The 25,889-nt window shown below is 67.1% G+C and carries 23 protein-coding genes; 14 read left to right on the forward strand and 9 right to left on the reverse strand.

The annotated features are described in order from the left end of the window. Positions 1-73 precede the first annotated feature (73 nt). Together POS15_RS06720 and POS15_RS06725 are read left to right on the forward strand one after the other, a co-directional pair. On the forward strand, positions 74-673 hold the full coding sequence (locus tag POS15_RS06720) for a sigma-70 family RNA polymerase sigma factor (protein ID WP_019183684.1): 600 nt from the start codon (positions 74-76) through the stop codon (positions 671-673). Next, positions 670-1,344: a ChrR family anti-sigma-E factor gene (locus POS15_RS06725; protein ID WP_284129258.1), complete on the forward strand. Its 675-nt coding sequence runs from the start codon at positions 670-672 to the stop codon at positions 1,342-1,344. Before POS15_RS06720 ends, POS15_RS06725 begins: the two co-directional genes overlap by 4 nt. Here POS15_RS06725 and POS15_RS06730 read toward each other — a convergent pair. Continuing rightward, entirely contained in the window at positions 1,334-3,121 is a 1,788-nt protein-coding gene (locus POS15_RS06730; RefSeq protein WP_284129259.1) for a sensor domain-containing phosphodiesterase, read from the reverse strand. The genes POS15_RS06725 and POS15_RS06730 overlap by 11 nt on opposite strands. A 122-nt stretch (positions 3,122-3,243) precedes the next feature. Further along, positions 3,244-4,830, reverse strand: coding sequence for an SDR family oxidoreductase (locus POS15_RS06735; protein WP_284129260.1), 1,587 nt, complete (start codon positions 4,828-4,830; stop codon positions 3,244-3,246). Positions 4,831-5,041: 211 nt separating this feature from the next. Here POS15_RS06735 and POS15_RS06740 point away from each other — a divergent pair, with 211 nt between their 5' ends. Then, entirely contained in the window at positions 5,042-5,341 is a 300-nt protein-coding gene (locus POS15_RS06740; RefSeq protein WP_070425179.1) for a hypothetical protein, read from the forward strand. A gap of 124 nt (positions 5,342-5,465) precedes the next feature. Here the strand turns inward: POS15_RS06740 and POS15_RS06745 are convergent, their stop codons facing one another. Both POS15_RS06745 and POS15_RS06750 read right to left on the reverse strand, forming a co-directional pair. Then, entirely contained in the window at positions 5,466-5,660 is a 195-nt protein-coding gene (locus tag POS15_RS06745) for a hypothetical protein (protein ID WP_070474059.1), read from the reverse strand. A gap of 6 nt (positions 5,661-5,666) precedes the next feature. Beyond that, positions 5,667-5,912, reverse strand: a complete 246-nt coding sequence (locus tag POS15_RS06750; RefSeq protein WP_284129261.1) for a hypothetical protein — start codon at positions 5,910-5,912, stop codon at positions 5,667-5,669. 181 nt (positions 5,913-6,093) lie between these two features. On the opposite strand from POS15_RS06750, the gene POS15_RS06755 reads away from it, so the two are divergent. Genes POS15_RS06755 through POS15_RS06770 form a run of 4 tightly spaced genes read left to right on the forward strand, consistent with a single transcriptional unit; the run spans position 6,094 to position 10,988 of the window. Next, positions 6,094-6,639 (forward strand): sugar dehydrogenase complex small subunit, encoded by a 546-nt coding sequence (locus tag POS15_RS06755; RefSeq protein ID WP_284129262.1) that lies wholly within the window; start codon positions 6,094-6,096, stop codon positions 6,637-6,639. A 46-nt stretch (positions 6,640-6,685) separates the two neighbouring features. Beyond that, positions 6,686-8,326: a GMC family oxidoreductase gene (locus tag POS15_RS06760; RefSeq protein ID WP_019183692.1), complete on the forward strand. Its 1,641-nt coding sequence runs from the start codon at positions 6,686-6,688 to the stop codon at positions 8,324-8,326. Next, on the forward strand, positions 8,323-9,720 hold the full coding sequence (locus POS15_RS06765) for a cytochrome c (protein WP_284129263.1): 1,398 nt from the start codon (positions 8,323-8,325) through the stop codon (positions 9,718-9,720). Before POS15_RS06760 ends, POS15_RS06765 begins: the two co-directional genes overlap by 4 nt. Beyond that, positions 9,717-10,988: a carbohydrate porin gene (locus tag POS15_RS06770; RefSeq protein WP_284129264.1), complete on the forward strand. Its 1,272-nt coding sequence runs from the start codon at positions 9,717-9,719 to the stop codon at positions 10,986-10,988. Before POS15_RS06765 ends, POS15_RS06770 begins: the two co-directional genes overlap by 4 nt. Before the next feature lie 83 nt (positions 10,989-11,071). Here POS15_RS06770 and POS15_RS06775 read toward each other — a convergent pair whose 3' ends face one another. Beyond that, positions 11,072-11,476, reverse strand: coding sequence for a response regulator (locus POS15_RS06775; protein ID WP_284129265.1), 405 nt, complete (start codon positions 11,474-11,476; stop codon positions 11,072-11,074). 161 nt (positions 11,477-11,637) lie between these two features. Here POS15_RS06775 and POS15_RS06780 point away from each other — a divergent pair, with 161 nt between their 5' ends. Continuing rightward, a complete protein-coding gene (locus POS15_RS06780; RefSeq protein WP_343312345.1) occupies positions 11,638-11,994 on the forward strand; it encodes a YkgJ family cysteine cluster protein in 357 nt (118 codons plus the stop codon). A gap of 32 nt (positions 11,995-12,026) precedes the next feature. On the opposite strand, the gene POS15_RS06785 is transcribed toward POS15_RS06780, so the two are convergent. Genes POS15_RS06785 through POS15_RS06800 form a run of 4 tightly spaced genes read right to left on the reverse strand, consistent with a single transcriptional unit; the run spans position 12,027 to position 16,681 of the window. Next, a complete protein-coding gene (locus POS15_RS06785) occupies positions 12,027-13,139 on the reverse strand; it encodes an ABC transporter permease (protein ID WP_284129267.1) in 1,113 nt (370 codons plus the stop codon). Further along, the gene (locus POS15_RS06790; RefSeq protein WP_284129268.1) at positions 13,136-14,323 is read right to left on the reverse strand and encodes an ABC transporter permease; all 1,188 of its coding nucleotides are present in this window, start codon (positions 14,321-14,323) and stop codon (positions 13,136-13,138) included. Before POS15_RS06790 ends, POS15_RS06785 begins: the two co-directional genes overlap by 4 nt. After that, complete coding sequence (locus POS15_RS06795; protein WP_019183699.1) at positions 14,320-15,336, reverse strand: efflux RND transporter periplasmic adaptor subunit; 1,017 nt, start codon at positions 15,334-15,336, stop codon at positions 14,320-14,322. The genes POS15_RS06790 and POS15_RS06795 overlap by 4 nt, the downstream gene beginning before the upstream one ends. Next, the gene (locus POS15_RS06800) at positions 15,329-16,681 is read right to left on the reverse strand and encodes a TolC family protein (protein WP_235318882.1); all 1,353 of its coding nucleotides are present in this window, start codon (positions 16,679-16,681) and stop codon (positions 15,329-15,331) included. The genes POS15_RS06795 and POS15_RS06800 overlap by 8 nt, the downstream gene beginning before the upstream one ends. A gap of 217 nt (positions 16,682-16,898) precedes the next feature. Between POS15_RS06800 and POS15_RS06805 the strand changes: the two genes are divergently transcribed. The 6 genes from POS15_RS06805 (at position 16,899) to POS15_RS06830 (ending at position 25,853) form a co-directional block, all read left to right on the forward strand. Further along, a complete protein-coding gene (locus POS15_RS06805) occupies positions 16,899-18,041 on the forward strand; it encodes an alpha/beta hydrolase (protein WP_284129269.1) in 1,143 nt (380 codons plus the stop codon). After that, positions 18,041-19,660, forward strand: a complete 1,620-nt coding sequence (locus POS15_RS06810; RefSeq protein WP_284129270.1) for a D-aminoacylase — start codon at positions 18,041-18,043, stop codon at positions 19,658-19,660. Before POS15_RS06805 ends, POS15_RS06810 begins: the two co-directional genes overlap by 1 nt. Positions 19,661-19,697: 37 nt before the next feature. Further along, positions 19,698-21,140: a serine hydrolase gene (locus POS15_RS06815; protein WP_019183703.1), complete on the forward strand. Its 1,443-nt coding sequence runs from the start codon at positions 19,698-19,700 to the stop codon at positions 21,138-21,140. Between the two features lie 184 nt (positions 21,141-21,324). After that, entirely contained in the window at positions 21,325-22,323 is a 999-nt protein-coding gene (locus POS15_RS06820; RefSeq protein ID WP_019183704.1) for a dipeptide epimerase, read from the forward strand. 247 nt (positions 22,324-22,570) lie between these two features. Continuing rightward, entirely contained in the window at positions 22,571-24,802 is a 2,232-nt protein-coding gene (locus tag POS15_RS06825) for a TonB-dependent receptor (RefSeq protein ID WP_266084330.1), read from the forward strand. 112 nt (positions 24,803-24,914) lie between these two features. Continuing rightward, a complete protein-coding gene (locus POS15_RS06830; protein ID WP_157267036.1) occupies positions 24,915-25,853 on the forward strand; it encodes a hypothetical protein in 939 nt (312 codons plus the stop codon). The last annotated feature ends 36 nt before the right edge of the window (positions 25,854-25,889 follow it).

The raw sequence follows: 25,889 nt of genomic DNA on the forward strand, positions 1-25,889 counted from the left end.
AAGCGCCATGAACCCCAAGTCGCCGATCCCCCGGAAGTGGCCTACCATGGAGGCTGACCCGCCTGTTGCCAGGATGACGCCCTTCGAGGCCGCCCGGATGATTGCCGCCCCCGCTCAATCCACGACGGAAATCAAGACCTGGGCGGCGGAAATGGCGGCGGTGGCCGGCTCGCGCGACCGCGAGTGCTTCCTGCGCATCTACGACCACTTCATGCCGCGTCTGTGCCGCTACCTGGGTGGGTTGGGGGCGGCCGATGGCGTGGCCGAGGATCTTGCCCAGGAAGTGCTGCTCAAACTGTGGAACCGTGCCGACCTGTACGATCCGGCGCGCAGCAGCCTGGGCACGTGGCTGTACCGGGTCGCGCGCAACATGCATATCGACCGCGTGCGCCGGGAACATATCTGGGTGCATGCCCACGAGGTGGTCGAGCAGGCCGCCGAAGAGGCCGACGGGGGCGGCTCGCTGGCCGAGCGCCATACCGAGCACGTCAGGCTCAAGCAGCGGCTGGACGAACTCTCCGCAACGCAGGCCCGTTTGATCCGGATGTCCTACTTCGAAGCCAAAACCCACGCCGAGATCGCCACCGAGCTGCATATGCCACTGGGCACCGTGAAGTCCCATATCCGACGTGCGTTTCTGCAGTTGCAGTCGCTGATGGGAGAGTCGCGATGAATCCTCGTCATCACCTGGACCCGACCACCGTCCTGGGCTTTGCCACCGGAACCCTGGCGCCGGAAATGTCGGTGGTCGCCGCGGCGCACCTGGAAGCCTGCGCCTGCTGCCGGGAACAACTGCGCGCTGCCGAACGGGTCGGGGGACTGCTGCTGGAGCAGCAGTTGCCGCCGCCCGGCGCGGAGGATCGCCAGGCCGCGCTTCGGCAGGCCATGCTGGCGCGCCTGGATGCCGCGCCAGCGGAGGATGGCATGCGTGGCCAGGCAGCGGTGCGCGGCGCGCCTGCGCACGACCCGGATCAACTGCCGGCGGCACTGGCGCCACATTTCGGAACGTCCTACCGCTCGCTGAAATGGCGGTGGATGGCGCCGGGTGTCCACTGCATCCGCGCAGCGGCGCACCCGTCGTTGATCATGCTGAAAATCGCCCCGGGCAAATGCCTGCCCATGCACAGCCATGGCAGCAGCGAGCTGACCCAGATCCTTCGCGGTGCCTACGATGATTCACTGGGGCATTTCGCCCCCGGCGATGTGGCCGATCTCGACAGCCAGGTCGAGCATCAGCCGGTGACCACCCCCGGGGTGGCGTGCATCTGCGTTTCAGCGCTGGATGCGCCACTGGTCTTCAGCGGATGGTTCGCGCGGAAGCTGCAGCAAGTGTTCAAACTCTAACCGGGCAGGCCGTGATCGCGGCCGCTTCGAACACCTGCATCACCAAGGCCGGGGACATCGGCCGGGCAAGCAGGTAGCCCTGGACTTCGTCGACCCCCATCGCAGCCAGCACCTCCACCTGCGCCTGTTGCTCGACTCCCTCGGCCACGGTGAGGTAGCCCAGCTCATGCGCCAGATGATGGATGGCCGACACCTTGGCGCGCGCCCGGGGATTGATGGCGATGCCATCGATCAACGATTTGTCCAGCTTCACGGTGTGGATGGGAAGGTCGGACAGATAGCTGAAATTGCTGTAGCCGCTGCCGAAGTCGTCGATCGCCACAGTGATGCCGGCCTGCGCCATCGCTGCGATATGGCCGATGGCCGGGGAGCCCGGACGCAGCCATTCGCCCTCGGTGATCTCCAGCTCGATCATCGAGAACGGCAGCGCCCTGTGCTCGAGTTTGCTGCGGATGTCGTGCCATGCCGAGGCGTTGGACAGATAACTGCTGGAGAGGTTGATCGAGACCGGAATATCCAGCCCTTGGGCGCGCCACGCCTGGACCTGATCGAGCGCGGTGTCGAGCACCCAGTTGGTCACCTCATCCATCAGGGCGGTCCGCTCGAAGACCGGGATGAACTCGGCCGGGCTGATCGACCCCAGGGTGGGGTGGGTCCAGCGGATCAGGGCTTCGGCCGAGACCGGGCGCCGGCCGTCCAGGGTGAAGCGGGGCTGGTAATCCAGGTGGAAATCGCCGGCCTGCAGCCCGTGTTCGGCATCGGAGGCCAGGCGGTAGGCGCGGTGCATCTTTTCGTCGCGCTGTTCGGAGTACCAGCAGAACGGCCGCCGTGCGTCGAACGCACCATGCATGCTCACCAGCAGCCGCCGCAGCAGGTCGTGGCTGTCTTCTTCGCCCGGTTCGACGGCGCAGATGCCGGCATGGAAGCGTGGCGACATCGGCACTGCCGCGGCCATCAGCGGGCGCAGCATGCGCGTTCTCAATTCCAGGATCAGCGCCTCCACCTGGGCTGCGGCCGGCATCTCGACCACGAAGGCAAACCGCGTCACCCCCACGTGGTACACCGTGGCCACGCCCTCCAGCGCGGCACGCAGGCGGACGCCGGCGCGCCGGATCAAGGCCTCCAGCGGCCGCAGGCCCAGCACCTGGCCCACCTGGTTGGCGCGTGGAATGTCGAGGATGTCCACCGCGACGGCGTAGGCCGTTCCCTCAGTGCAACGCGCCAGGATGCCGGGCAGATCCGCATGCAGCTGGTGCCGGCTCGGCAGGCCGCTGACCGGGTCCAGCCGACCGGACATCGCACGCAGCTCCAGCTGCGCGACGACCAGCTCGGCCAGGGTGGCCAGCTGATCCTGATCACCCTCGTCGAACATGCGCGGGCGTGTGTCCATGACGCACAGGGCACCGATGGCGACCCCGTTCTTTGCCACCAGCGGTGCGCCCGCGTAGAAGCGCAGATGCGGGCTGTCGGTGACCAGCGGGTTGTCGCGGAAGCGGGGGTCCTGGCGGAGATCCGGAACCACCAGCACGCCATCGGCGGTGACGGCGTGGGCGCAGATCGAGGCGCGGATGTCGGTCTGCGCCATGGGCAGGCCGATCCGGGAAAGGAAGCGCTGCTTCACATCCCCAAGGATCGAGACGAATGCCACCGGGGCATCGAAGGTGTAACCGGCCAGCGCGGTGAGCCTGTCCAGTGCAGGCAGGGACGCCAGACCGTCGACCTGCATGGCACTGAGGACCGCGCTGCGTTCGTCGCGTTGTGAGGTGGGGGGGCTCATCGTGATTCGACTGGGGGTGGAGGCCACGGCCGAAGCCGGAAAAGTGGGCCTCCTGTCCCTTGCCGCTCGAACCGGCGGCGTTCCTTCCAGGCTATACGTACGACACACGCAGCTGGATGCAGTTACCAGTCGGTGGGCGCGTAGTCCTTCAGGAACTGACCCCAGACGTGCTCACCGGTGTTGATGCCGTGGATGATCGGGTCGACGATGCGGGCGGCGCCGTCGACGATATCCAGCGGCGGATGGAAGCGCTCTTCCTTCACTTTCTTGGCCGCGATATCCGCCGGATCCTCGTCGGTCACCCAGCCGGTGTCGACGCTGTTCATGTGGATGCCGTCGTTCTGGTAATCCGCCGCCGAGGTGCGCGTCATCATGTTCAGCGCAGCCTTGGCCATGTTGGTGTGCGGGTGGCGGGTGGTCTTGAAGTTGCGGTAGAACTGCCCCTCCATCGCCGAAACGTTGACGATGTGCTTGTCACGCTCGGGCGTGCGCAGCATCAGCGGCTTCAGGCGCGCATTGATGATGAACGGTGCGATGGCGTTGACCAGCTGGGTTTCCAGCAGCTCCACCGAGGGCACTTCGGCCATCAGCATGCGCCAGGAGTTGCGCCCGCGCAGATCCACCTGCTGCAGGTCCTGGTCCAGGCGACCTTCCGGGAACAGATGCTGCTGCGCCACCAGCTCATCGTCCAGCAGCGGCACCTGCGACAGCTCGGCAGCACGGGCCAGGCCGTTGGCGGCATTGAAGTCGCGGCCCTGGACCACCGGCAGCGCGGCCGAGGCGGTGGTGCCGAGCAGTTCGGCGCTGCGCAGGCCTTCGTAATCGCCGATCAGCTTGCGCAGCGTGTCCGGCACCTCGTGCAGCGGCGCGGTTTCACCGGCCATCATGTGCGCATAGAACTGCGGCGGGCGGCGCACGGTCTGGCAGGCGTTGTTGATGATGAAGTCCAGGCGCGGGCGGGTGGCCAGCAATTCGCTGCAGAAGGCTTCCACGCTGGGGGTGTGGCGCAGGTCCAGGCCGTACACCTGCAGGCGGTGGCCCCATTCGGCGAAGTCGGGCTCTTCGGCGTAGCGCGCGGCCGAGTCACGCGGGAAGCGCGTGGTCACGATCAGCTCGGCGCCGGCGCGCAGCAGCTTGAGTCCGGCCTGGTAGCCGATCTTGACCCGGCCACCGGTCAGCAGCGCGACGCGCCCGCTCAGGTCGGCGGTTTCGGTGCGCTTGAAGAAGTTCAGCTCGGCACAGGCCGGGCACATCTGGTCATAGAAATGGTGGAGCTGGGTGAACTTCTGCTTGCACACATAGCAGTGGCGCAGCTCCGGGGAATGCACCGGCTCCGGCGCGGCGGCGGCATGCTCGCCATTGGAGGCGTCATGCAGGCCGGCGGCATGGGGCGGGAAGTAATTCGGGGTGCTGAACACGGGCTTGCGGCGCAGGGCGCGGATGCCGGTCTGCTCCAGCAGGGCCTCGGCCTTGGCCACCTTTTCCTGGTGGCGCTGCTTGGCCTGCTGTTTCAGCTTCGCCCGCCGCGCCTTGGGCTCGGGGTGGTAGACCTTCGCCACCACCTGGTGCAGGCGGGTGCGGTCGGCGTCGGGCAGCGTATCGAGCACGCTGCGGTCGGCTTCGATGGCCTCCAGCAGGTCCAGCGCGGCGCGCAGCCGGTCGGTCAGGGGCAGGTCGTCGTCGGCAAGGGGCAGGGCGGTGGTATTCAATTCGGGTCCGGGAAAAGCAGCAGGAAGACAGGCAGGCGGGCGCCGCGCGGTGGCCCCCGACGGGGCATGCGCCGGCAGGCCGGGGCAAACGATGGGCGGCTATTGTCCCTGATCCTGGGATTTGGTGCTGAGCGGCGCCCATCCCTGGCTCCACATCCGCTCCACACCGCGCCCCATAGAGTGGCCTCCACCCAATCGATGGCCCTTCCCCGTGAGCCTGCAGACCTCCGTGTCCCTTCCGCTTCCCCGGCGCCCGTTGCCGGACAGTTGCCACTTCGAGCTGCTGGATGTGAGCGCCCTGCAGGACCCGGGCAGCGGCCGTATCGTGCATCTGTACTCGATGGTGGCGCGGTGCCTGTCCTGTGAGGTGGTGTTCAACGCCCGGGAAGGGGAAGGATTCGTGAGCACCTCGGCGGCGCGCCTGCTGCGCTGCCCCACCGGCTGCGGCGAGCAGTCCCTGAAGGGGGCCGCATTGCGCCAGTGGCGTGCGGCGGGCGTGTGCGGCACCTGATCCGATCCGGCCAGCCGCATGAGCATGCGGACACGCCATCGCGGGGTGCGGATCTGCCGGCCGATGAGCACGCCAGATCCAAGAACAGCGTCCAGCCCCGATCGGGCGCGAACGCCGCGCTCGCTCAGCCTGACGCGAGCGAGGCCTGCAATGCAGTGGCCAGCGCGGCGTCACCATTCACCAATTCGGTCCACTTCAGGGTGAGGCCATTCCGTTTTCCCTTCGGCACCAGCTTCAGGCCGTCGGGATCGATGGTCAGCGTGTACGCCTGGTCGCCGATCTGGACCTCCCGGCGCACGGGTTTATCGAGTGGGGTCATGGGGGATCACGGCTTAGGCGGGGATTCGCGCTTCGGCTCCGCGCTGGTCCCGGTGCCGTGCCCGGAGTCCTGCGCCTCGGAGGCGGCCGTTCCACTACCGCCACCGGGCACGTTGCGCGACGTATCGCCCGCGGCCGGGGCCGTGGCAGGCTGCTCGATCGTATCGGCGTGCTTGCCTTGATCAGTGTGCTCGGCTTGGCTGCAGGCAGACAGCGCCATCGTGGCAAGGGCGGTGAGCAACAAGGTGCGCATGACGATTCTCCGGGAGTGATACCACTCCGGTTTGTAACGCCGAGGCTGTTGCTGATCCGTGATCACCTCGTTGATCACTCTGTGACGACAGCGGCATGGAGTACCCTTGCCGCCGTCGATGCTTAGCCGTTCCGTGGTCTGCGGGCGGGGAGCCGGCGTGTTACGGAGCAGAGTAGACATCATGAGTATTCCCGAGGGAGTGGACGAGAACCGGCGCGGGCACGGCCTCACACGAAGAGGCTTCCTTCTTGCGGTTGGTTCGGTTTCGCTGCTCGCGGCCTGTCGTGATAAAGCGCCTGCGGTGGCAACGCCCGCCGCAGCAGCGCCGGCGGCAAGGACCGATACCGTCTTCCTCTCGCTGTCCCGCGCCCTGACCGACAAGAACGACCTCGACCCGGCCACGGCCGAACGGATCGAAAAGGCGTTTGCCACCCTGCAGCCCGACCTGCATGCGCAGTTCCCCGCCCTGGTCACGCTGGCCGGGCAGGTGAGCGGTGCCACGGCGCTGGTCGCCGCCGCCGGCGAGGCCAAGCCCGCGGCGCTTGCCATCATCACTGCCTGGTATACCGGCACGGTGGGCAAAGGGGTCCACGCCGTGACCGTGTCCTATCGCGATGCGCTGATGCAGCGCTGCGTGGACGACGGCCTTTCGCCACCGACCTATGTCCAGGGCGGACCCGCCTGGTGGACCGCTGAGCCGCCGGCCCCGATTCGAGCCCACGCATAAGCCTGCGCGGTTCTCTTTTCCCTGTTACTGATCTGGAATCTCTCTCATGAAAGCTCCGGTTTTCCGTGATGGCGACGTCGATGCCGACGTCGTGATCGTCGGCTCGGGCGTCGTCGGTGCATTGATCGCCCACCAGCTGGTGCGCGCCGGCAAATCGGTCCTGGTCCTCGAGGCCGGGCCCCGCTTGAACCGCTCCGATGTGGTCGAGAACTGGCGCAACGTCAGTTTCGAGCGCCGTATCGGCAGCGACTTCCAGGGGCCATTCCCGCAATCGAAATTCGCGACGGCGCCGCTGTATTTCCCGGCCAACGACTACGTCGGGCTGACCGGGCCCGATGCCAGCAGCTTCCATCAGGGCTTCATCAAGGCCGTCGGCGGCACCACCTGGCATTGGGCGGCGTCGTGCTGGCGCCATCTCCCGGTCGACTTCAAGATGCAATCGGCCTATGGCGTCGGTCGCGATTGGCCGATCAGTTACGAGGACATCGAGCCGTACTACTGCCGTGCCGAGGAGGCCATGGGCGTGTCCGGGCCGAACGACCCGGCGCAGCAGAGCCCCTCGGAGCGCTCGAAGCCCTACCTGGCCGACATGATTCCGTGGGGCAACGGCGACAAGGTGTTCGCCGAGGTGGTCAATCCGCATGGCTACAACCTGGTGCCGATTCCGCAGGGGCGCATGATCAAGCCGTGGAATGACCGGCCTGCCTGCTGCGGCAACAACAACTGCCAGCCGATCTGCCCGATCGGGGCGATGTACAACGGCGTGCATACCGTGCAGGCCGCCGAGGCGCTGGGTGCCAAGGTATTGGCCGAATCGGTGGCGTACAGGATCGATACCGACGACCAGAACCGTGTCACCGCGATCCACTGGTATGACAGCGACAAGGTGAGCCACAAGGCCACCGGCCGCAGTTTCGTGATCGCCTGCAACGCGCTGGAAACACCGCGCCTGTTGCTGCTGGCCGCCAACGAACAGAACCCGAACGGCATTGCCAATTCCTCCGACCAGGTCGGCCGCAACATGCTGGACCACTCCGGCTTCCACTGCTCCTTCATTGCCGACCGGCCGATCTGGCTGGGACGTGGTCCGGCGCAGTCCAGCTGCATGGTCGGGCCACGCGACGGGGCGTTCCGCTCGGAGTACTCGGCGACCAAGATCATCCTCAACAACATCAGCCGCGTGGCGATCGCCACCGACCAGGCCTTGAAGATGGGGCTGGCCGGTGAGGCGCTGGATGCGGAGATCCGCCGCCGTTCGATCTACGGGGTGGACCTGTCGATCAGCCTGGAGCCGCTGCCGGATCCGAGCAACCGCCTGACGCTCTCCAAGACCCGCGTCGATGGTCATGGCCTGGCCTGCCCGGACATCCATTACTCGTTGGGCGATTACGCGCGCAAGGGCTACGACAAGTCCTGCGAGCAGCTGCGGCACATCGGCAAGCTCTTCAATGCCGAAGAATTCGTCATCACTACGGCGCTCAACGCCAACAACCACATCATGGGCTCGACCATCATGGGTGCCGACCCCCGGGATTCCGTGGTCGACGGCGACTGCCGCGCGCATGACCACCCGAACCTGTGGCTGCCGGGTGGCAGCGCGATGGTCTCGGCCAGCGTCGTCAACAGCACCCTGACCATGGCTGCGCTGGCGCTGCGCGCGGCCGATGCGATCGAGCGTGCCGCATGAAGACCTTCCTCCTTATCGCGTTCGGCCTGTTGGCAGTTGGCAGCCAGGTTGCACGCGCCGACGAGACGGTCGAGCGCGGTCGCTACCTGTCCGTGGCCGCCGATTGTGTGGCCTGCCATACCAGCCCGAAGCAGGGCAAGCCGTATGCGGGCGGTTATGCGATCGCCTCGCCACTGGGCGAGATCTGGGCCAGCAATATCACCCCGTCCAAGAGCCATGGCATCGGCAACTACACGGAAGGCGATTTCGCCAAGGCGGTGCGCGAGGGCGTGCGCAAGGACGGCGCGCATCTGTATCCGGCGATGCCCTACACCTCGTACGCGAAACTGACCGACGAGGACATCCACGCGCTGTACGTCTATTTCATGCAGGCCGTCGCGCCGGTGGATGAAGAGGCACAGACCACCGAGCTGCCGTTCCCCTTCAGCGTCCGCTCGTCGATGGCGGTGTGGAATCTGCTGTTCCTGGACAAGACGCCCTTCAAACCTGATCCGGCGCAGAGCGCCCAGTGGAATCGCGGCGCCTATCTGGTGGAAGGGCTGGCGCACTGCTCCAGCTGCCACAGCCCGCGCGGGTTGATGATGCAGGAAGTGGGTGGCAAAGCCTTCGCCGGCGGTTCGTTGGGTGACTGGTATGCCCCCAACATCACCTCCCATCCGATCAGCGGCATCGGCGGCTGGAGCGATGACGAACTGGCCCGATACCTCAAGACCGGCCGGGTGGAGGGCAAGGGACAGGCCGGCGGCGGCATGGCCGAGGCGGTGACCAACAGCCTCTCCAAGCTGCGCGATGAAGACATCAGCGCCATCGTGACCTACCTGCGGACCGTGCCTGCGGTGGCCGACAAGGACGCCACCCGCGCCGCCTTCGCCTGGGGCGATGCCGCCAAGGCGCCCGGTGAGCAGCCGGTGCGCGGCACGGACGCGCCGATCACCTCCGGTGCGGTGCTGTATTCCGGCCTGTGCGCCAGCTGCCACGGGCCGCAGGGCGAGGGCAGCAAGGACGGCTATTACCCGTCGCTGGTGCACAACAGCACCGTCGGCATGACCCGGCCCCAGAACCTGGTGGCCACCATCATCGGCGGCATCGACCGCGAGGTGGATGGTCAGCATGTGGTGATGCCGCATTTCTCCGAGGGCTCTTACGTCCAGGCGTTGAGCGATGCCGATATCGCCGCCGTTGCGACGTATGTACGGACCAACTTCGGCCCCGGTGATCAGGTGACGGAAGCGCAGGTCGCGCTGATCCGCGACGGCGGTGAGAAGCCCTTGCTGGCCAAGATCGCACGCCTGTGGCTGCCGCTGCTCATCCTCGGGCTTGCGGCGTTCGTGGTGGTGATCGCGATGGTGCGACGCGCCTGGAAGAAACGCAGGCTGCGGAGGGCCTCAGCATGAAACACACCCCCTGTCTGATCACCCTTGGTCTGTTGGCGGCCGCGACCAGCATGCCGGCCTGGGCGGCCGACGCCGAGGCGCCCAGGCCGAAACCGGTGGATACCATCGCCCAGACGCCGCTGAGCGCGGCGTGGGCGGCCCGGATATGGCTGCAGGACCGCGGTGTGACCCCGAGCGCCCGGATCGTGGTCGCCACCGGCGTCAACAGCGACGGCTACAAAGGCACTGGCTGGTCCACCGCCGAGCACGTCGACATCGGCGCGATGATCGACACCGGCAAGGCCTTCGGTGTTGACGGCACGATGCGCGTGGTCTTTTCCGACCGCTTCGGCAACGCGGTCAACGACCGCTCCACCGGCTCCTACGTGCAGAACCAGGCCTTCTACGGGCAGGGCCAGAACCTGCGTTTCAATGAACTCTCCTACGAGCGCTGGCTGCTGGACAAGCGCTTGAGCATGAAGGGCGGCTTCTACTCGATGGGCAACGACTTCGGCGGTCTGCCCTATACCTGCAATTTCAACAACAACGGCCAGTGCGGCCACCCGCTGGGGCCGATCTACAGTTCCGGCTGGCTCGACAACCCGACCGGCCAGTGGGGCCTTCGGGTGAAATGGGCCGACCCTTCCGGCTGGTACGCCCAGACCGGCATCTATGACGTCGTGCCGATGCGCAAGCAGGCCGGCAGCGGCTTCCGGGTGTCCGACCGTGGCAAGACCGGTCTGTTCCTGCCTGTCGAAGTGGGCTACAGCCACGGCAACACCGGCGCGCATTACGGCGGCACCTACAAGGTGGGCTACTACCTGGACACCTCCAACGCCGACGATATCGGCAATCCGGCGGCGCCACGTGCCTCCCATCGCAGCGGCTCCTACATCCAGCTGGCGCAGCGCGTGCTCAAACCCGAAGGCGACACCGTGCGCGGGGTGTCGGTATTTGGCGTGGCCACGCGCGCGGATGCCAAGACCGGCCTGATGCGTTACTCGTGGGAGGCCGGCCTGAGTTGGCGCGGTGTCGTGGCCTCGCGCGAAGACGACGTGCTCAGTCTCGCCTGGACCCGGCTGGACATCTCCGACCGCCTCGCCCAGTACCAGCGCATTACCGGCAAGGACGTGCAGAGCAACGAGCAGTTCGTCGAGCTGAACTACGGCGTGCAGGTCACCCCGTGGCTGATCCTGCGGCCCGCGGTGCAGTACGTCGCGCGGCCGGGTGCGTATGACAGCCGCCCGGACAGCTGGGTGTTCACGCTGCAGGCGCAGGCGACGCTGTGAGGGGGCGACAGGGCCAGGCGCTCTGTCCGGGACCATGCGACAGTACGGTGGTGCGGTCGCGGCGCTGCGTCGTCGCTGGGGCACTAGGCCTGCTGTGGGTTGCCCGTTGACCCCGGTCCTGTGGCCAGCGCTTCTGCCACCCGTTGCTGCAACACGCGGATGTCAAAGGGCTTGGACACGAACGGCACCCGTTGATGGGCGCGTGGCACGACCTGGTGATAGACCGCGGAGGCGAACAGGAAGGGGGTGCCCGTGGCGGCCAGTCGGTCGGCCACGGGGAAGACAGATCCGTCGCGAAGCTCCACGTCGAGGATGGCCGCATCGAATCGTTGGCCCGTGAGGGCGCTGAGCGCATCCGTCACGGAATCAGCGGTGACCGCCGTATGACCTGCCTCCTGCAGCACTTCGATGAACAACCGGGAGAGCTCGGCTTCGTCTTCAACAACCAGTACGGTACGGCCTGTAGGTACAACAGTGGAACGGTTCATGGGGGTGGGACAAAAGAAGAGGGCTCCATGGTGTGCCTGCACGCGTCAAGGACGAGGGAAGGGCCGTTGCCTGTCCGTTGACACGCGCCGGCCGGCAGCCGCCCCCGCGGCCGCCGAAGGCGTAAAATGGCCAGCCGCTGACGCTGATGAGTGCCCTCCCCATGCCCTATGCGACCCGTGACGCGATCCAGCGGCTGCGCGAGCAGATTCCTTCGTTCCGCTGCGTGGTGGGGTGCCACGACTGCTGTGGGCCGGTCACCGCCTCCAGCGAGGAAGTGGCCCGCCTGCCGCTCAAGAGCGATGCCGAGCATGCCGCCGCCCTGGAAGCGCTGAGTTGCCCGTATCTGGGCGCCAATGGCTGCGAGGTCTACGAAGAGCGGCCGTTGATCTGCCGCATGTTCGGGACCACGCCTACGCTGCGCTGCCCGAACGGCCAGCGACCGGTCTACATGCTGGATGAACGCGTGGAAGCCGAGATCCACCAGTTTCTGCGCAGCACCCGCCAGGTCCTCATCTGACGGGCACTGTGGCTGTGCGGGACGCCATGCCCTCAGCTCGACCTGCGGGCGCCCAGACGCCAGACGGCGAGGCCGCCGTACAGCGCCAGCAGCGCCGCCAGCGTCCACATTTCGTGGCTGACTTCGCTGAGGCTGGCATCCATCTGGTTCAAGCGCACCATCAGGTTGATGCCGGGCGTGGTGGGCAGCAGGTGCGCCAGCGCGACCAGTGCCGGCGGTGAGGTGACTGCGGGCCAGGACAGGTTGGCCAGGAAAAACAACGGGATCGAGCAGGCGATGACGACCTGGAACGCACGCTCGCGAGTGGCGAAAAAGCTGCCCACGAACAGGCCGAACGCCACCGTGGCCGCAATGAACAAGGTGCCGCCCAGCAGCTGCCCGAGCGGATTGCCACCGCGCGGATAGTCCTGCACCCACGCGGTGAACCCGGCGTAGTAGAGCAGGCCGAGCAGGCCGATCGCACCGAAGCCGACGGCCATCCCGGCCAGCGTCGGCAGGTCGAAACGCAGCCGCCGGCCCAGCGCCAGCCGCCGCGCGCCGAGCAGCACGCCGATGCCCATGAGCAGGGTCTGGTGCACGATCAGTTCGGCCACGCCGGGGACGATCGCGCTGCCATAGCCCTCCTGGGTGTTGAACAGCGGGCGTTGCACCAGGGTGATCGGCGGTGCCTGCGGCGCGCCCATGAAGGCCGCCTGGGACACCGCCGCCTCACGGGCGAACGCGGTCAGGGCATCGGCCACGCCGCCGAGCACCCAGCTGGCGCGGCCCAGGTAGGCGCCGTTACCCATCAGCACCAGATAACCATTGCCACCGCGCAGAATGTCGCGCTCGAGGTTGGCAGGGATCAGCAGGATGCCTTCGGCGCGGCCGGCTTCCATTTCATTCCGGGCGTGGTCGACGCTGGCCGGCTGGTCGACGATGCGCACCGTGCGCAGCGCATCCACGCGACGCAGCAGTTCCCGGCTGGTCGCGCTCTGGTCGTGGTCGACCACCACGATGGGCAGGTTGGTCGCCACCTGGTGGCGGTAGGCGGCCGGGTAGAAGAACGAGTACAGCACCACCGCGCCCACCATCAGCACGACTGCGTAGCGGTCGGTGAGGACCATGCGCAGGGTCAGGCGCAGGCTGCTGCCGAAGCGGCTCATGTGCTGGCTCCGGAGGCCGCGGCGGGCGTGCCCGGATCGGCAGCCCGCGCGGCGGCGATCAAGCGCCCCCCCCCGATGCCGCCCGCCACCAGGACCATCAGCAGCAGGGTGCCCAGCGGCCACAGGGAAACACTCCACGGCGCGCCGACGAACTGCTGCTGGGTCTGCAGTTTGACGTAGGCGGTCAGGGGCAGCAGGGCGTTCCAGATGCGGGTGAACAGTGGCGCATCCACCACCGGGAACGTCGCCCCGGAAAATGCCAAGGCAGTCCCGATGCTCAGGCCGATCGCGGAGAGCGCGCTGCCCATGTCGCGGGTGAGCCCCACGAACAGCAGCGCCACCGCCGCACAGGCCAGGTAGAACAGCGGCTGGCCCAGCATCAGCAACAACGTGCTGCCGGCGATGCCGTCGCCACGCACCCGCGCGAGGTAGAGCACGCCGAGCGCCCCATACGCCGAAAACAGCAGGACATAGGGCGCGATCTTGCCGACGATGGCCGACCACGGGGCGTCGCCGAGCCACGCGCGCAGGTGCCCGTCGCGCACTTCGCGGCCCAGGCTGGCTGCGACCGCCAACGCCAACCCCAGCGACAGAACCGCCGGGAACAGCAGCGGCAGCAGGAACAGCTCATAGCTGCGTGCCGGGTTGTGCAGGATGTCCGACTGCACCGCGATCGGCGGCGCGCGCAGCTTGGCCGGGCCCACCTGCTTGGCGATGCGCCCGCCCAGCAGGCGCGCGTTCCAGGCACTGACGGCTTCAACGATGTCGCGCACGGCGGACTGGCCAGTGGTGAGATAGGTGGCGTTGTAGTACGCGAACACCGTGCCCTGTTCGCCACGCAGGGCGTTGCGGGTCGCATCGCGCGGCACCAGTACGACGGCGAACACGTCCAGCCGCCGCAGCTGCGACTGCGCATCGGCCAGACTGATCGGCTGGCTGGCCACGCGCACCCCGGGGCTTGCATCGAGCATCCGGGCCAGCTGCCGGCTCTCGGCGCTGCGGTCCAGATCGACGACGGCGATCGGGATATCGCGCATCACCGAGGCCGCGAACAGCCAGGCCATCACGCCCAGCATCAGCGCTGGCAGCAGGGTGACCAGCAGCAGATCGGCACGATCCTGACGCAGGTGCTGCAGCTCGCGCTGCAGCGAGGCGGTGATGCCCGCCCACGCCCGGCGGTTCATCCCTGCGGCCACGCGAACAGCACGCTCATCCCCGGCCGGAAACCTTCGATGGGGGCGACCGGGCGCAGCCGGATCTCGAAGCTGCGCACGTCATAGCCGGACGACTGCCGGGTGGCGCGCCAGGTGGCGTAGTCGCCCGCAGGATTGATGAAATACACCTCGAAGTCGGCGTCGCGGTCCAACGCGGGAACGCTGCCGTGCAGGCGGCTGCCCACCTTCAGGCCGCGCATCTGCGACTCGCGCAGGTTCACTGAAACCCACATGTGGTCGATGTCGACCAGGGTGAAGACCGGGTAGCCGGCCGGCACCAGCTCGCCGATATCGGACATGCGCTTGTTGATCTCGCCGGCCACCGGCGCGCGGCCGTTGACCTCATCGCGGGCAGCGTTGACCTCGGCCACCGCGCCCTGCGCCTGGCGGACCTGGCCCTGCGCGGCGCGCTTGTCCTGGTCACGGGCGCCGGCCAGCGCCTGGTCGTACTGCGCCCGTGCGGCATTGGAGAGCTCGCGCGAACTGCGCGCCTGCGCCAACGCTTCATCGCGCTTCTGCCGGGTCATGACCCCTTCGTTGAACAGGTTCTGCACGCGCTGATAGGTCGCCTCGGCCAGGGTGGCACCGGCTTCGGCACGCTTCCAGTTGGCCTGCGCAGCGCGGATATCCTCGCTGCGTGCACCTTCGTCAGCCTTGTCGGCCACGGCACGCGCCGCTTCCAGTGCACCGTGCGCCTGCTCTTCCTTGGCCGCCACTTCCGGACTGTCGAGTACGAACAGCACCTGGCCGGCCTTGACCCGGTCGCCTTCGCGCACCTTCAGCTCGGCAAGACGCGCGGTGATCTTCGCGGCTACGTTGATGGTGTCGGCGTCGGCCATGCCCTGCAGCTGCTCGGCCGGGGTGCGCCAGGCCAGCCAGAGGCCGACCACCACGACGACCACCAGGGCCAGGCCAATGAGGATGCCCGCCTTGCGCTTCTTCGGCGGCGGCGCGTCGGCGGCGGCCTGCAATGTGTCATTCATGCGCGATCACCTCGTCGCCCCGGCGGCGGAATTCTTCGTATCGGTCCATCTGTCCACTGATCTCCAGCAGCTGTGCCAGCGCTACGTCGTATTGATAGGCGGCCTGCGCGCGTTCCACCTGCGCGCCCCCCAACCCCAGCCGTGCATCGATCACGTCCAGCGAGGTCGCCTGGCCTTCGCGGAACGCCAGCTCCTGAAGGCGCAGGTTCTCACGGTTCTGTTCGATGCTGCTGTCCAGCAACAGGAACTGCTGGCGGGCGGTGTCCAGTTCGTACCAGGCCTTGCGAACGCCCAGCGTCACCTGGTTCTCGGCCTCGCGCAGGCCGGCTTCAGCCTGCTCCTGCTGCGCGCGGGCGGCGCTGATCTGGGCCGGGCGCGAGCTGGGCGAGAGGAAGGTGTACTTCAGGCCGATGCCGAACGCCCAGTCCGGATCGGTCAGCATCTCGTCGCGACGGCGGAAATCGTACTGGCCGAACAGGAACACGGTGGGTTTGAGCTTGGCCTGCTGCACGCGCACGCCTTGTTCGGCCTGCGCCACCAGGGCGCGCAGCCGGGCGATCTGCGGCTGCCGGGCCTGGGCCTCGCGTTCGAAGGTGGGCAGTGCACCGATCGGCGCGCGATGCACGAACAGCGGCGACACCGGGCGGACCTCGCCGCCGCTGCGGAGCAGGGTGGCCAGCGCTGCCTTCAGGGTCTGCAGATCGTTCAGCGACTTCTGGTAATCGCGCTCGGCCTTGTCGCGGGCCACGTTGGCCTGCAGGCGCTGGGCGCGGGTGGCAAAGCCCTCGCGCTCAAGCTTCAAGGCGTCGTCGAGATGGCGCTGCAGGCCATCGCGGACATCCCGCCGCACATCGACGGCCTGCTCGGCAAGGCGCTGACCAAAATAGGCCTGGGCCAGCTGCACGCTCAGCGATTGCCGCTGCGACTCGCGCTCGGCACTGGCCTGGTCGGTCGCGCCGGCCGCCGCCTGCTGCGCCGCCGGGATCAGCCCGCCGGTATACAGCGGCAGCACCGCGGTCACCACCGGGCGGGTACGCCAGTCGCGCTCGGTGAACTGCAGCGGCGAATCGATACCGAAGGCTTCGGCAACCGGGGCCAGCGAACCCAAGGGGAGGGTGAGGGTCTTCTGGAACTGCAGGCGGCGCACTTCACCGGTGATCTCCGGCAACCGCAACAGGCGGGTGGCGTCCTGCAGGTCCTGTTTGTTGCGCACCGACGCATCGGCGGCGGCCAGCGCATCGGAGACCTGCTCCAGCCGCTGCTGGGACTGCTGCCAGTCCAGCGCGGGGATAGCGGCGGCGCCCGGGGCGGGCTGGGCGATGGCCAGGCCACTGAAAAACAGCAGGGAGAGACTGGAAAGTCCTTTTAACGCGCGCGTTGGCGGCCAATGCCGGCTCACGAGGGGGCAGCTCCGTGGGGTGTGACGGCAAGAGGGTAGTGTGCGTCGCGTGAAGTGCGGGTCTTCACAACGGTGACCGTGGGAACCCGGACAGTGGCGCACTGCACATTGACAATTCTCCTATCAGGACGTTTATATCCCATTCGGGATGATTGTCTGCCGCATGGGGTGGTCCTCCCTTGAACGCCGCGCGAGACGGAACCGCGGGGCGATACGCGCTTCAGTACGCCCTTCAAGAGAGCACGACATGACAGCAGTAAAGGGTTGGCGGCGGTTTTGGCGATGGGTGAAGTGGATCCTGCTGGGTCTGTTGGCGCTCGTGATTCTCCTCACCCTGGTGGGCGTCGTGTACGAGGCGCTGGCGCGCCGGAACGCGGCGGACGCGCACCCGCTGCGCGGCGAACTGGTCGACATCGGCGGGCGGCAGATGCATATCGAGTGCCGGGGCAGCGGCTCGCCGACGGTGATCTTCGAATCCGGCCTGGGCACGGGCGGCACGCTCGACTGGACCCGCGTGCACGACCGGATCGCCCGCTTTACCCGTGCCTGCGCCTACGACCGTGCCGGCATCATGCGCAGCGACGCAAAGGATTCCCCGCAGCGTGCATCGGCCGTGGCTGATGATCTGCATGCGTTGTTGAAGGGCGCCGGCATCACCGATCCGCTGGTGCTGGTCGGCCATTCGATCGGCGGGCCCTACATCCGGACCTATGTGGGTCGCTACGGTGATCAGGTCGCCGGGCTGGTGATGGTCGACCCCTCGCATCCAGATCAGATCGCCCGGCTTGGCAGCGTGGTCAGCATCAACGTCCACCCGAAGAAGGTGTCGTTGTTGATGCATACCGCGACGGCACTGTCGCGGACCGGCCTGGTGCGCTTCCTGTTCTCGCGCGCCGATCATGGTCCCCGCCCCGAGGATGAGGCGGCGGAGATCACCGCCTTCTCCAGTGCGTCGGTCAAGGGCGCGACCGCCGAAGTGGATGGTTTCGACCGCACCATGGACGATGCCCGCGCGGTCACCTCGTTTGGCGATCGCCCGGTGATCGTGCTGACCGCGCTGAAGCCGTTCAAGCCCGAGGAGCTGGAAAAGATGGGCCTGACCGCGGAGGAGGGCGCCCGGTTCAAGCAGGAATGGCGCACCTTGCATGCCGAGCAGGCCGCCATGTCCAGCCGCGGGCAGCAACAGATCGTGAGCGACGCCGGCCATTACATCCAGATCGATCAGCCGGATCGGGTGGTGGACGCGGTTCGTGAGGTCGTGGATGACGTGCGTGCAGACGCGCGTACCGACAAGGAGATGAAATGATGAAGCGCACTCTGCTCTGGGCCGGTGTGTCGATGCTGTTCGCCGCCCATGCGGCTGCTGCCGACTATGACCTGGTGATCCGTGGCGGCCGCGTACTGGACGGTGCCGGCAACCCCTGGGTCCGTGCCGATGTGGCGGTCAAGGACGGGCGGGTCGCACGGGTCGGCCAGGTGCCGGGGACCGGCACCCGCGAGATCGACGCGCGCGGGCGGTATGTGTCGCCGGGCTTCATCGACATGATGGACCAGTCCGGCGCGGCGCTGCTCAAGGATGGCGCCGCGGAGAACAAGCTCCGCATGGGCGTGACCACGCTGATCGGCGGCGAGGGCGGACCGCCGGTGCCTGCGGCGGGCATGCCGGGATACTTCAAGCAGCTGGAGACGCAGGGCATCGCGGTCAACTTCGGCACCTACTACTCCTCTACCCAGGCCCGCGTGCATGTCATGGGCGATGCCGCCGGTGCCCCGACCCGCAAGCAGCTGGATGCCATGGGCGAGCAGGTCAAGATCGCGATGGAGGCCGGTGCGTTCGGTATCTCCAGCGCGTTGATCTATGCGCCCAGCAGCTTCCAGAGCACCTCGGATCTCATTTCGCTGGCCAAGGTGGCCGCGCAATGCGATGGCTTCTACGCCACCCATATGCGTGACGAAAGCGAGGGCGTGGTCAAGGCGATCGAAGAAGCGATCGAGATCGGTGAAAAGGGCGGCGTGAAGGTGGAGATCTTCCACTTGAAGGCGGCCTATGCACCGGAGTGGGGCAAGCTGATGCCGCAGGCGCTGGCCACGATCAATGCGGCGCGCGACCGCGGTGTCGATGTCGCCGCGGATCTGTACCCATATACCGCCGGCGGCACCGGGCTGGAGATCATCGCGCCGAGCTGGGTCTGGGCCGATGGGCTCGAGAAGGGCATCGAGCGCGTGCGCGATCCGAAGGTACGCGAACGCATGAAGAAGGAAGTCGCCGCTGGATCGATGCCCGGCTGGTCGAACCTGGTGCACGCCTCGGGCGGTTTCCAGAACGTGCGCCTGGCCAACAGCTTCAGTGACAAGTACCGGCACTTCCACGGCAGGACGCTCGCCGAGATCGGTGCCGAACTGATTCTGGACCCGGCCGATGCGGCCTGGGATATCGCGCTCGAAGGGCTGCCCAACCGCGCGGTCGCGCTGTATTTCATGATCAGCGAGCAGGATGTGCAGCTCGCGCTGCGCCAGCCCTGGGTCAGCATCGGCAGTGATGCCGCGGCGGCGGTGAACTACGGCAGCGAAGGTGCCATCGGCCTGCCGCACCCGCGCGCCTACGGCACCTTCCCGCGGATCATCGCCGAGTATGTGAAGCGGAACCAGGTGCTGACGCTGGAGGATGCCGTCCGCAAAATGACCGGCTGGCCCGCGCAGCGGATGGGCTTGAGCGACCGCGGGCTGATCCGTGAGGGCATGCGCGCGGACATCGTGCTGTTCGATCTGGACACGCTGGACGATGTGGCGAGCTGGGATGCACCGGCCGGCGCGCCGACCGGCATCGAGACCGTCATCGTCAACGGCGTGGTGAGTTTCGAGGGTGGCAGGCACACCGGCGCCCGGGCGGGCTCGGCGCTGCGCCACGCCTGCCACACGCGCTGATCCACGTGCGCGTCAAACCAACTTCAGGACCCACCTCATGATTCGATACTCCTCCCGCTGCAGCCTTCTGGCCCTGGCGCTCGCCGCCTCCGCGCCGGTGCTGGCGGCCGCACCGCCGATCACCAGCGCGGACGATCTGGGTACCGCGGTCTCGGCGCAGCTTGCGTGCGCCGGCATTTTCGTGGCCAACCGCACCGAAGCCGACGTCCTGCGCGATGACGTGCATGCGCTGGCGCCTTTCACCAGAACGGTCGCGCTGTCGGTGGATCGCAAGGCCGGGACGGTCACCGCCTCCGCGCCCGGCACGCCGACCCGTACCGCGCTGTATCGCCCGGCGGTCGGCTGCACCCTGACCACCGGGGATGTTCCGTTGAAGGCCCTCAAGACGCAGGCGGGGCGGCTCAAACCGCTTGCTCCCTTGTCGGCGCGCCCCTGGCCCCAGGGCGACACGCCCGTGCCGGCGCTGCAGGCGGCGGCTGAAGCGAAACTTGACCGGGCTGCACTCGATGCCGCGGTCAGCGCCGCCTTTGATGAGCAGAACGTCGGCGGCTATCCCGACACGCGGGCGATCGTGGTGGTGCAGGGCGGGGCGATCGTCGCCGAGCGCTATGCGCCCGGCTTCAACCAGAGCACGCGCATGCTGGGCTGGTCGGCGACCAAGAGCATCATGGGCACCCTGGTCGGCCTGTTGGTCGATGACGGCGTGCTCAAGCTGGATGAGCCGGCACCGGTGCCCGAGTGGAAGGGCGCCGGCGACCCGCGCGGCGCGATCACGCTGCGCCAATTGCTGACGATGTCCAGCGGGCTCACCTTCGTGGAGAGTTACAAGCCCGGTAACGACTCGATCAAGATGTTGTTCGAGGCCGGCGACATGGGGGCGCTTGCCGCTGCGTTGCCGCTGGAGCACGCGCCGGGAACCTTCTGGAGCTATTCGTCCGGCACGACCAACATCCTGTCGCGGATCGTCTTCGAGGCGACCGGTGGGACGCTGGAAGGCATGACCCGGTTTGCACAGACGCGGCTGTTCGAGCCCGCAGGGATGCGCAGTGCACTGATCGAGCCGGATGAATCGGGTGTGCTGGTCGGCAGCTCGTACGGGTACGCGACGGCACGCGATTGGGCGCGGTACGGACTGCTGCATCTGAACCACGGCGAGGCGGGCGGCAAGCGGCTGCTGTCGCAGCAATGGCTCGACTTCGCGGTGACACCGACCCCGGCCTCACCGCGGCCCTCGTACGGCGCGCAGCTGTGGTTGAACCGGGCCGAAGCCGGCGGAGAAGGACGCAAGGTGCTGCAGGATGTCGCGACAGATGCCTTCATGGCGATGGGCCATAACCACCAGATCGTGGCCGTGATTCCCTCGCAGGATGCGGTGATCGTGCGCCTGGGCTGGACGCCCGAAGGCCAGAAGTTCGACTGGAACAAGTACCTCTCGCAGATCGCGGCCGCGCTTGCGCCCGGCGCTCCCGCCGCAAAGTAACCAGAAAAGCAGGGAAAGGGGAGGGCGCCGAACCCGGCGCCCGTTGACAGTTCTCTTATGAGAGAACTAATGTCTCAATGTGAGAATTCCTCACCATGAGGCAGGGAAACCAGATGTGCTTGATCCAGCTGTTGGGAACGTCCCCGTTGACGCGTGACCGTGCCGCAACCGGGGCGCACGTCTGATGGCCCGCCTGAAACTCGGCATCGCCGTCGACGCCCTGCGCCTTGCGGCACCCTTCCGCATTTCCAGCCACGTGTTCGACAGACGCCTGGCCGTCCTCGTCACCTTGGATGACGGCACGCACATCGGGCGTGGCGAGGCGACCGGGGTGTACTACCTGGGCGAAGACGTGGAGACCATGCGCATCCAGCTGGAAGCGGCGCGCGATGCGATCCAGGCGCATCCCACGCGCGAGGAACTACGTGCGATCCTGCCGGCCGGCGGCGCGCGCAACGCGGTCGATGCCGCCCTGTGGGAACTGGAATCCAGGCAGACGCGAACGCCCGTGTGGGCGCTTGCAGGGCTCGAGGCACCGCGTCCACTGCCGACCACCTTCACGGTCGGCGCCGATGAGCCGGCCGCGATGGCGGCGGCCGCTGTGGCCTACCGTCAGGCGCGTTCGATCAAGGTCAAATTGACGGGCGATCTCGACCTGGACATCGCCCGCGTTGCGGCCATCCGCGCGGTACGGCCGGATGTGTGGCTGGGCGTCGACGCCAACCAGGGGTATCAGATTGGTGATCTCGACCGGCTGGCCACCGCCATGGTGGACGCCGGTGTGGCGCTGATCGAACAGCCGCTGGCCCGCGGGCGCGAAGCCGACCTCGATGGATTCGTCTCGCCGATTCCGCTGGCCGCGGACGAAAGCGCGCTCACCCTGGCCGACGTGGACGGCCTGAAGGGTCGCTTCAACGTCTACAACATCAAGCTCGACAAGTGCGGCGGCCTCACTGAGGCGCTGCTCATCGCGGGAGCCGCGCGCGAAGCGGATCTGGGCGTCATGGTCGGCTGCATGGTCTGCAGCAGCCTGGGCGCTGCGCCGGGCTTCGTGGTCGGGCAGTTGTGCGATCTCGTCGATCTGGATGGCCCTACGTTCCTCAAGCAGGACCGCACGCCCGGGGTCGTCTATCGCGACGGCACGATCTGGTGCGACGAGGCGGTCTGGGGCGCCGCACGCTGAGGCGCGGCGGACGCCTGGCGCACGATGTGATGTCAATGCTGCGTCGCAGGATTGACAGTTCTCTGAACAGGACTATTGTGTCCTACATGGGCTTGTAAGCAGCCATTCGTCCCCAGGAGCGTCATTGCCAGGCCGGCCCCCACCCCAGAACGCCGGGGTGCCCTGACTGCCGCATTCCGTGCCCATTGCCGTGGGCTCCCAGCTTCGCTACCGAGGTCTCATCACCATGAGTCACTGTTCGCTCCGAATGAACGCGTTGTCGCTGGCCTGCGCTGCAGGCATCCTGGCCCTGGGCTGCAGCGCCACGGCACTGGCACAGGTCGCCGCCGAGAATCCCGAGCGCGATGACGTGCATACGCTGGGCACGGTCACCGCCACTGCGCAGAAACGCGTGGAAGTGGTGACCGATATCCCGATGTCGATCAGCGTCATCAGTGAAGAGCAGCTCGATCGCCTGCAGGTCAACAACATGAACGACCTGGCCGGTCTGGTCCCCGGCCTGCAGATCACCAGCCTCGGCGCGCCGGGCCGCTCGACGATCTCGATCCGCGGCATCACCCCGATGGGCAACACCGCTTCGACCTCGATCTACGTGGACGATGTACCACTGACCGCCAATGGCTCGCTGTCCGGCGCCACCTCGGGCATGTTCGACCTGCTTCCCTACGATGTGCAGAACGTGGAAGTGCTGCGCGGTCCACAGGGCACGCTGTACGGTGCCAGCGCGTTGGGTGGCGTGGTCAAGTACGTCACCAAGCGGCCGGACCTGGAGTACTTCGCGGGCCGCGCCGGGGCGACGATGCGTGTCGTTGACGATGGTGGCCGGGTGGGTCATTCCGAACGCGCTGCGGTCAACGTGCCGCTGGTGAAGGGTCAGCTGGCCCTGCGCGCCAGCTATGCCGAGCAGACCAGCCCGGGCTGGATCGACAACAGTGTCCTGCATCGCCGCGACACCAACGACGTTTACCAGAACGCCGGCCGCCTCTCGCTGCTGTGGAAAGCCTCGGACACGGTGGACGTGCTGCTCACCGCGATGCGCCAGGAAAACAAGGGCGACAATTTCGCGACGGTCGCACTGGACCCGGTCACATTCAAGCCGAAGCTGCCGGGCTACTCGAACGAGTACCTGTTCCTGCAGCCGAGCACGATCAAGTACGACGTGTACGGCCTGACAGTGGACTGGGACGTGGGCTGGGCCGACTTCACCTCGGCCAGCAGCTGGATGAAATCCAACTCCTGGCGTCTGCAGGACCAGTCGGTCGAGTACATTCCGCTGCTCGGCCAGAAACCCGGCGTGGGCCCGGTCATGGCATACGCCGGCCTGGACACGGATATCGAATTGAAGAAGTGGACCCAGGAATTCCGCCTGACCTCCAAGGGCGACAGCCGCCTGCAATGGCAGCTCGGCGCGTTCTACACCGATGAAGACGCGGCCTACATCGAGCGCGGCAGCGCCTTGAGCCCGGCCTTCAACCCGGTGCTCGATCTGTTCACCGCCTCGGTGCTGACCACCTACAAAGAGAAGGCGCTGTTCGGCAACGCCACCTGGAAATTCACCGACCGCTTCGATCTGGCCCTGGGCGTGCGCCATGCCCGCAACGACCAGGAGTTCCGCCAGACCCTCGGCGGCCCGCTGGGCGGTGACGGGGTGCAGCGGATCACCGAATCCTCCGAGAGCGTGACCACCTGGAGCGCCAGCCCCCGCTTGTTCCTGGGCGAGGACACCATGGCCTACGTGCGCGTAGCCACCGGCTACCGCGCCGGCAGCCCGAACCCCATCCTGCCGGCCGCGCCGGAAGTCCCCGCGCAGGTCAAGTCGGACACGTTGATCAACTACGAAGCCGGCTTGAAGAGCCACTTCTGGGATCGCCGTGCGCTGGTGGAAGTGGCCGCCTTCCGCATCGACTGGGATGACATCCGTCTCAATCTGCTCACGGCCCAGGGCATCTCCTATGGCGTCAATGGCGGCGAAGCACGCAGCCAGGGCGTTGAGTTCACCGGCGCACTGATGCCCATCGATGGGTTGCGCCTGAGCAGCAGCCTGACTTACACCGATGCCAAGCTGACCGCGCCGATTCCGCCGGCGCGCCCGGGCGGCCCCAACCAGGCCGAATCCGGTGCCCAGCTGCCACAGGTGCCCGAGTGGGCCGGCAGCCTGCAGGCCGATTACCAGTTCCCGACGAGCGGCGAATGGGGCTGGAGCGTCGGCGGCGCGCTGCGCTACTACGGCGAGCGTGCGGCATCGGTGGCGTCGACACAGTCCTTTGACCTGCCCAGCTACACCACGGTGGACCTGACCGCCGAAGTCAGCAGCCAGAACACGACCGTGCGCTTCTTCGTCACCAATCTCACCAACAAGGACATCTACGTGGCGGCTGGCAGGACGATTCCTGCGGCCGGTGCGCAGCAGTACCGGCGCTGGAATGCGGTGATGATGCAGCCGCGCACGGTGGGTGTGTCGTTGGACTACAGCTTCTGACCGAGCGGGCAGGGGTGGTGCGGCACCCGCTGGTGCCGCACCGGCCGATACGCGGCGGCGGAGCGGATATGCTTGCAGGGGTCAGCTTCCCCCACCCGCAGGCCGCAGCGTGATGAATGTCAGAAGCTTTTCCGTCCTGCCTTGCGTGGGGGTGCTGCTGTGTGCAGCGCTGCTTGCCGGCGGATGTGCACCAACGACACGGGAAACCGTGTTCTCCTCGGGCACGCTGAAGGTGGTGGCCGTTACGGAAAGCCGGCTGGATATCAACGTCAGCAAGTATCAGCATTACACGACGTACGAGCTTTACGTGGACGGCAGAAAGCTGTCGGACAAGGCTTTTTCGACGCTCCTTCAGGATCCTGACGCCACAGACGACCAGTTCGTGCATGCCGATGCGGTGGTGCTGGACGAAGGCGCGATCCTGATGGCATCGCACAACCGCGACAGCTCACGCTGTTGGGCCACGCGGCTCTCCCCCAGCGAGGGCAGGGTGACGCTGGAGACGATCCTGCAGGGCACCGTCGACTGCGGCATTCGCCCGGCACCTGCAGGGTGGCGCGCGCTCTACGACGACCGCAGCGATCTCATCCTGATCCGTGAACACCCTTTCCAGGTCCATCGCCTGGCGGGGTATTGGTACGTCCTGTGGATCGATGGCGACATCGCCGCGCTGTACCAGAAAGATCGCGACCATGAGCGCCTGGTCGTCAAACTGGCGCGGATTTCCTCCGATACCACGCTTGCCCAGCAGGCACTGCCGATGCACACCTACGCGGAGCCTGACCTTCTGCATGCCTCCCCTGAACTGCGCCGGCAATGGCTGTTCGACAGCTTTACGGTGTCCATGGGGGATGCCCCCTCGATCCAGCTGCGGCCTGATCATCAACTGGACACGATCACGCCGGAGGTGTGGGCGGAGTACCAGGAGAACGACCGGCAGAACAAGGCGCTCGATGCGGACGCACGGGCTGCCGGAGATGCCTGGATCGAGGCGCAGCGCCGCGAGCTGATGGACGCGGACGCTACGCGGGATCTGCCGAAAAAGCCGTGATTTGCTATGTTGGGCCGGCTCAATCCCGGCATTCAC

Source organism: Stenotrophomonas sp. BIO128-Bstrain (assembly GCF_030128875.1).
Classification (GTDB): domain Bacteria; phylum Pseudomonadota; class Gammaproteobacteria; order Xanthomonadales; family Xanthomonadaceae; genus Stenotrophomonas; species Stenotrophomonas bentonitica_A.

Coding starts and splice junctions, on each gene's coding strand:
- POS15_RS06720 (WP_019183684.1), top strand. CDS start 74: ATGACGCCCTTCGAGGCCGCCCGGATGATTGCCGCCCCCGCTCAATCC.
- POS15_RS06725 (WP_284129258.1), top strand. CDS start 670: ATGAATCCTCGTCATCACCTGGACCCGACCACCGTCCTGGGCTTTGCC.
- POS15_RS06730 (WP_284129259.1), bottom strand. CDS start 3,121: ATGAGCCCCCCCACCTCACAACGCGACGAACGCAGCGCGGTCCTCAGT.
- POS15_RS06745 (WP_070474059.1), bottom strand. CDS start 5,660: ATGACCCCACTCGATAAACCCGTGCGCCGGGAGGTCCAGATCGGCGAC.
- POS15_RS06750 (WP_284129261.1), bottom strand. CDS start 5,912: ATGCGCACCTTGTTGCTCACCGCCCTTGCCACGATGGCGCTGTCTGCC.
- POS15_RS06755 (WP_284129262.1), top strand. CDS start 6,094: ATGAGTATTCCCGAGGGAGTGGACGAGAACCGGCGCGGGCACGGCCTC.
- POS15_RS06760 (WP_019183692.1), top strand. CDS start 6,686: ATGAAAGCTCCGGTTTTCCGTGATGGCGACGTCGATGCCGACGTCGTG.
- POS15_RS06765 (WP_284129263.1), top strand. CDS start 8,323: ATGAAGACCTTCCTCCTTATCGCGTTCGGCCTGTTGGCAGTTGGCAGC.
- POS15_RS06770 (WP_284129264.1), top strand. CDS start 9,717: ATGAAACACACCCCCTGTCTGATCACCCTTGGTCTGTTGGCGGCCGCG.
- POS15_RS06775 (WP_284129265.1), bottom strand. CDS start 11,476: ATGAACCGTTCCACTGTTGTACCTACAGGCCGTACCGTACTGGTTGTT.
- POS15_RS06780 (WP_343312345.1), top strand. CDS start 11,638: ATGCCCTATGCGACCCGTGACGCGATCCAGCGGCTGCGCGAGCAGATT.
- POS15_RS06785 (WP_284129267.1), bottom strand. CDS start 13,139: ATGAGCCGCTTCGGCAGCAGCCTGCGCCTGACCCTGCGCATGGTCCTC.
- POS15_RS06790 (WP_284129268.1), bottom strand. CDS start 14,323: ATGAACCGCCGGGCGTGGGCGGGCATCACCGCCTCGCTGCAGCGCGAG.
- POS15_RS06795 (WP_019183699.1), bottom strand. CDS start 15,336: ATGAATGACACATTGCAGGCCGCCGCCGACGCGCCGCCGCCGAAGAAG.
- POS15_RS06805 (WP_284129269.1), top strand. CDS start 16,899: ATGGGGTGGTCCTCCCTTGAACGCCGCGCGAGACGGAACCGCGGGGCG.
- POS15_RS06810 (WP_284129270.1), top strand. CDS start 18,041: ATGAAGCGCACTCTGCTCTGGGCCGGTGTGTCGATGCTGTTCGCCGCC.
- POS15_RS06815 (WP_019183703.1), top strand. CDS start 19,698: ATGATTCGATACTCCTCCCGCTGCAGCCTTCTGGCCCTGGCGCTCGCC.
- POS15_RS06820 (WP_019183704.1), top strand. CDS start 21,325: ATGGCCCGCCTGAAACTCGGCATCGCCGTCGACGCCCTGCGCCTTGCG.
- POS15_RS06825 (WP_266084330.1), top strand. CDS start 22,571: ATGAACGCGTTGTCGCTGGCCTGCGCTGCAGGCATCCTGGCCCTGGGC.
- POS15_RS06830 (WP_157267036.1), top strand. CDS start 24,915: ATGAATGTCAGAAGCTTTTCCGTCCTGCCTTGCGTGGGGGTGCTGCTG.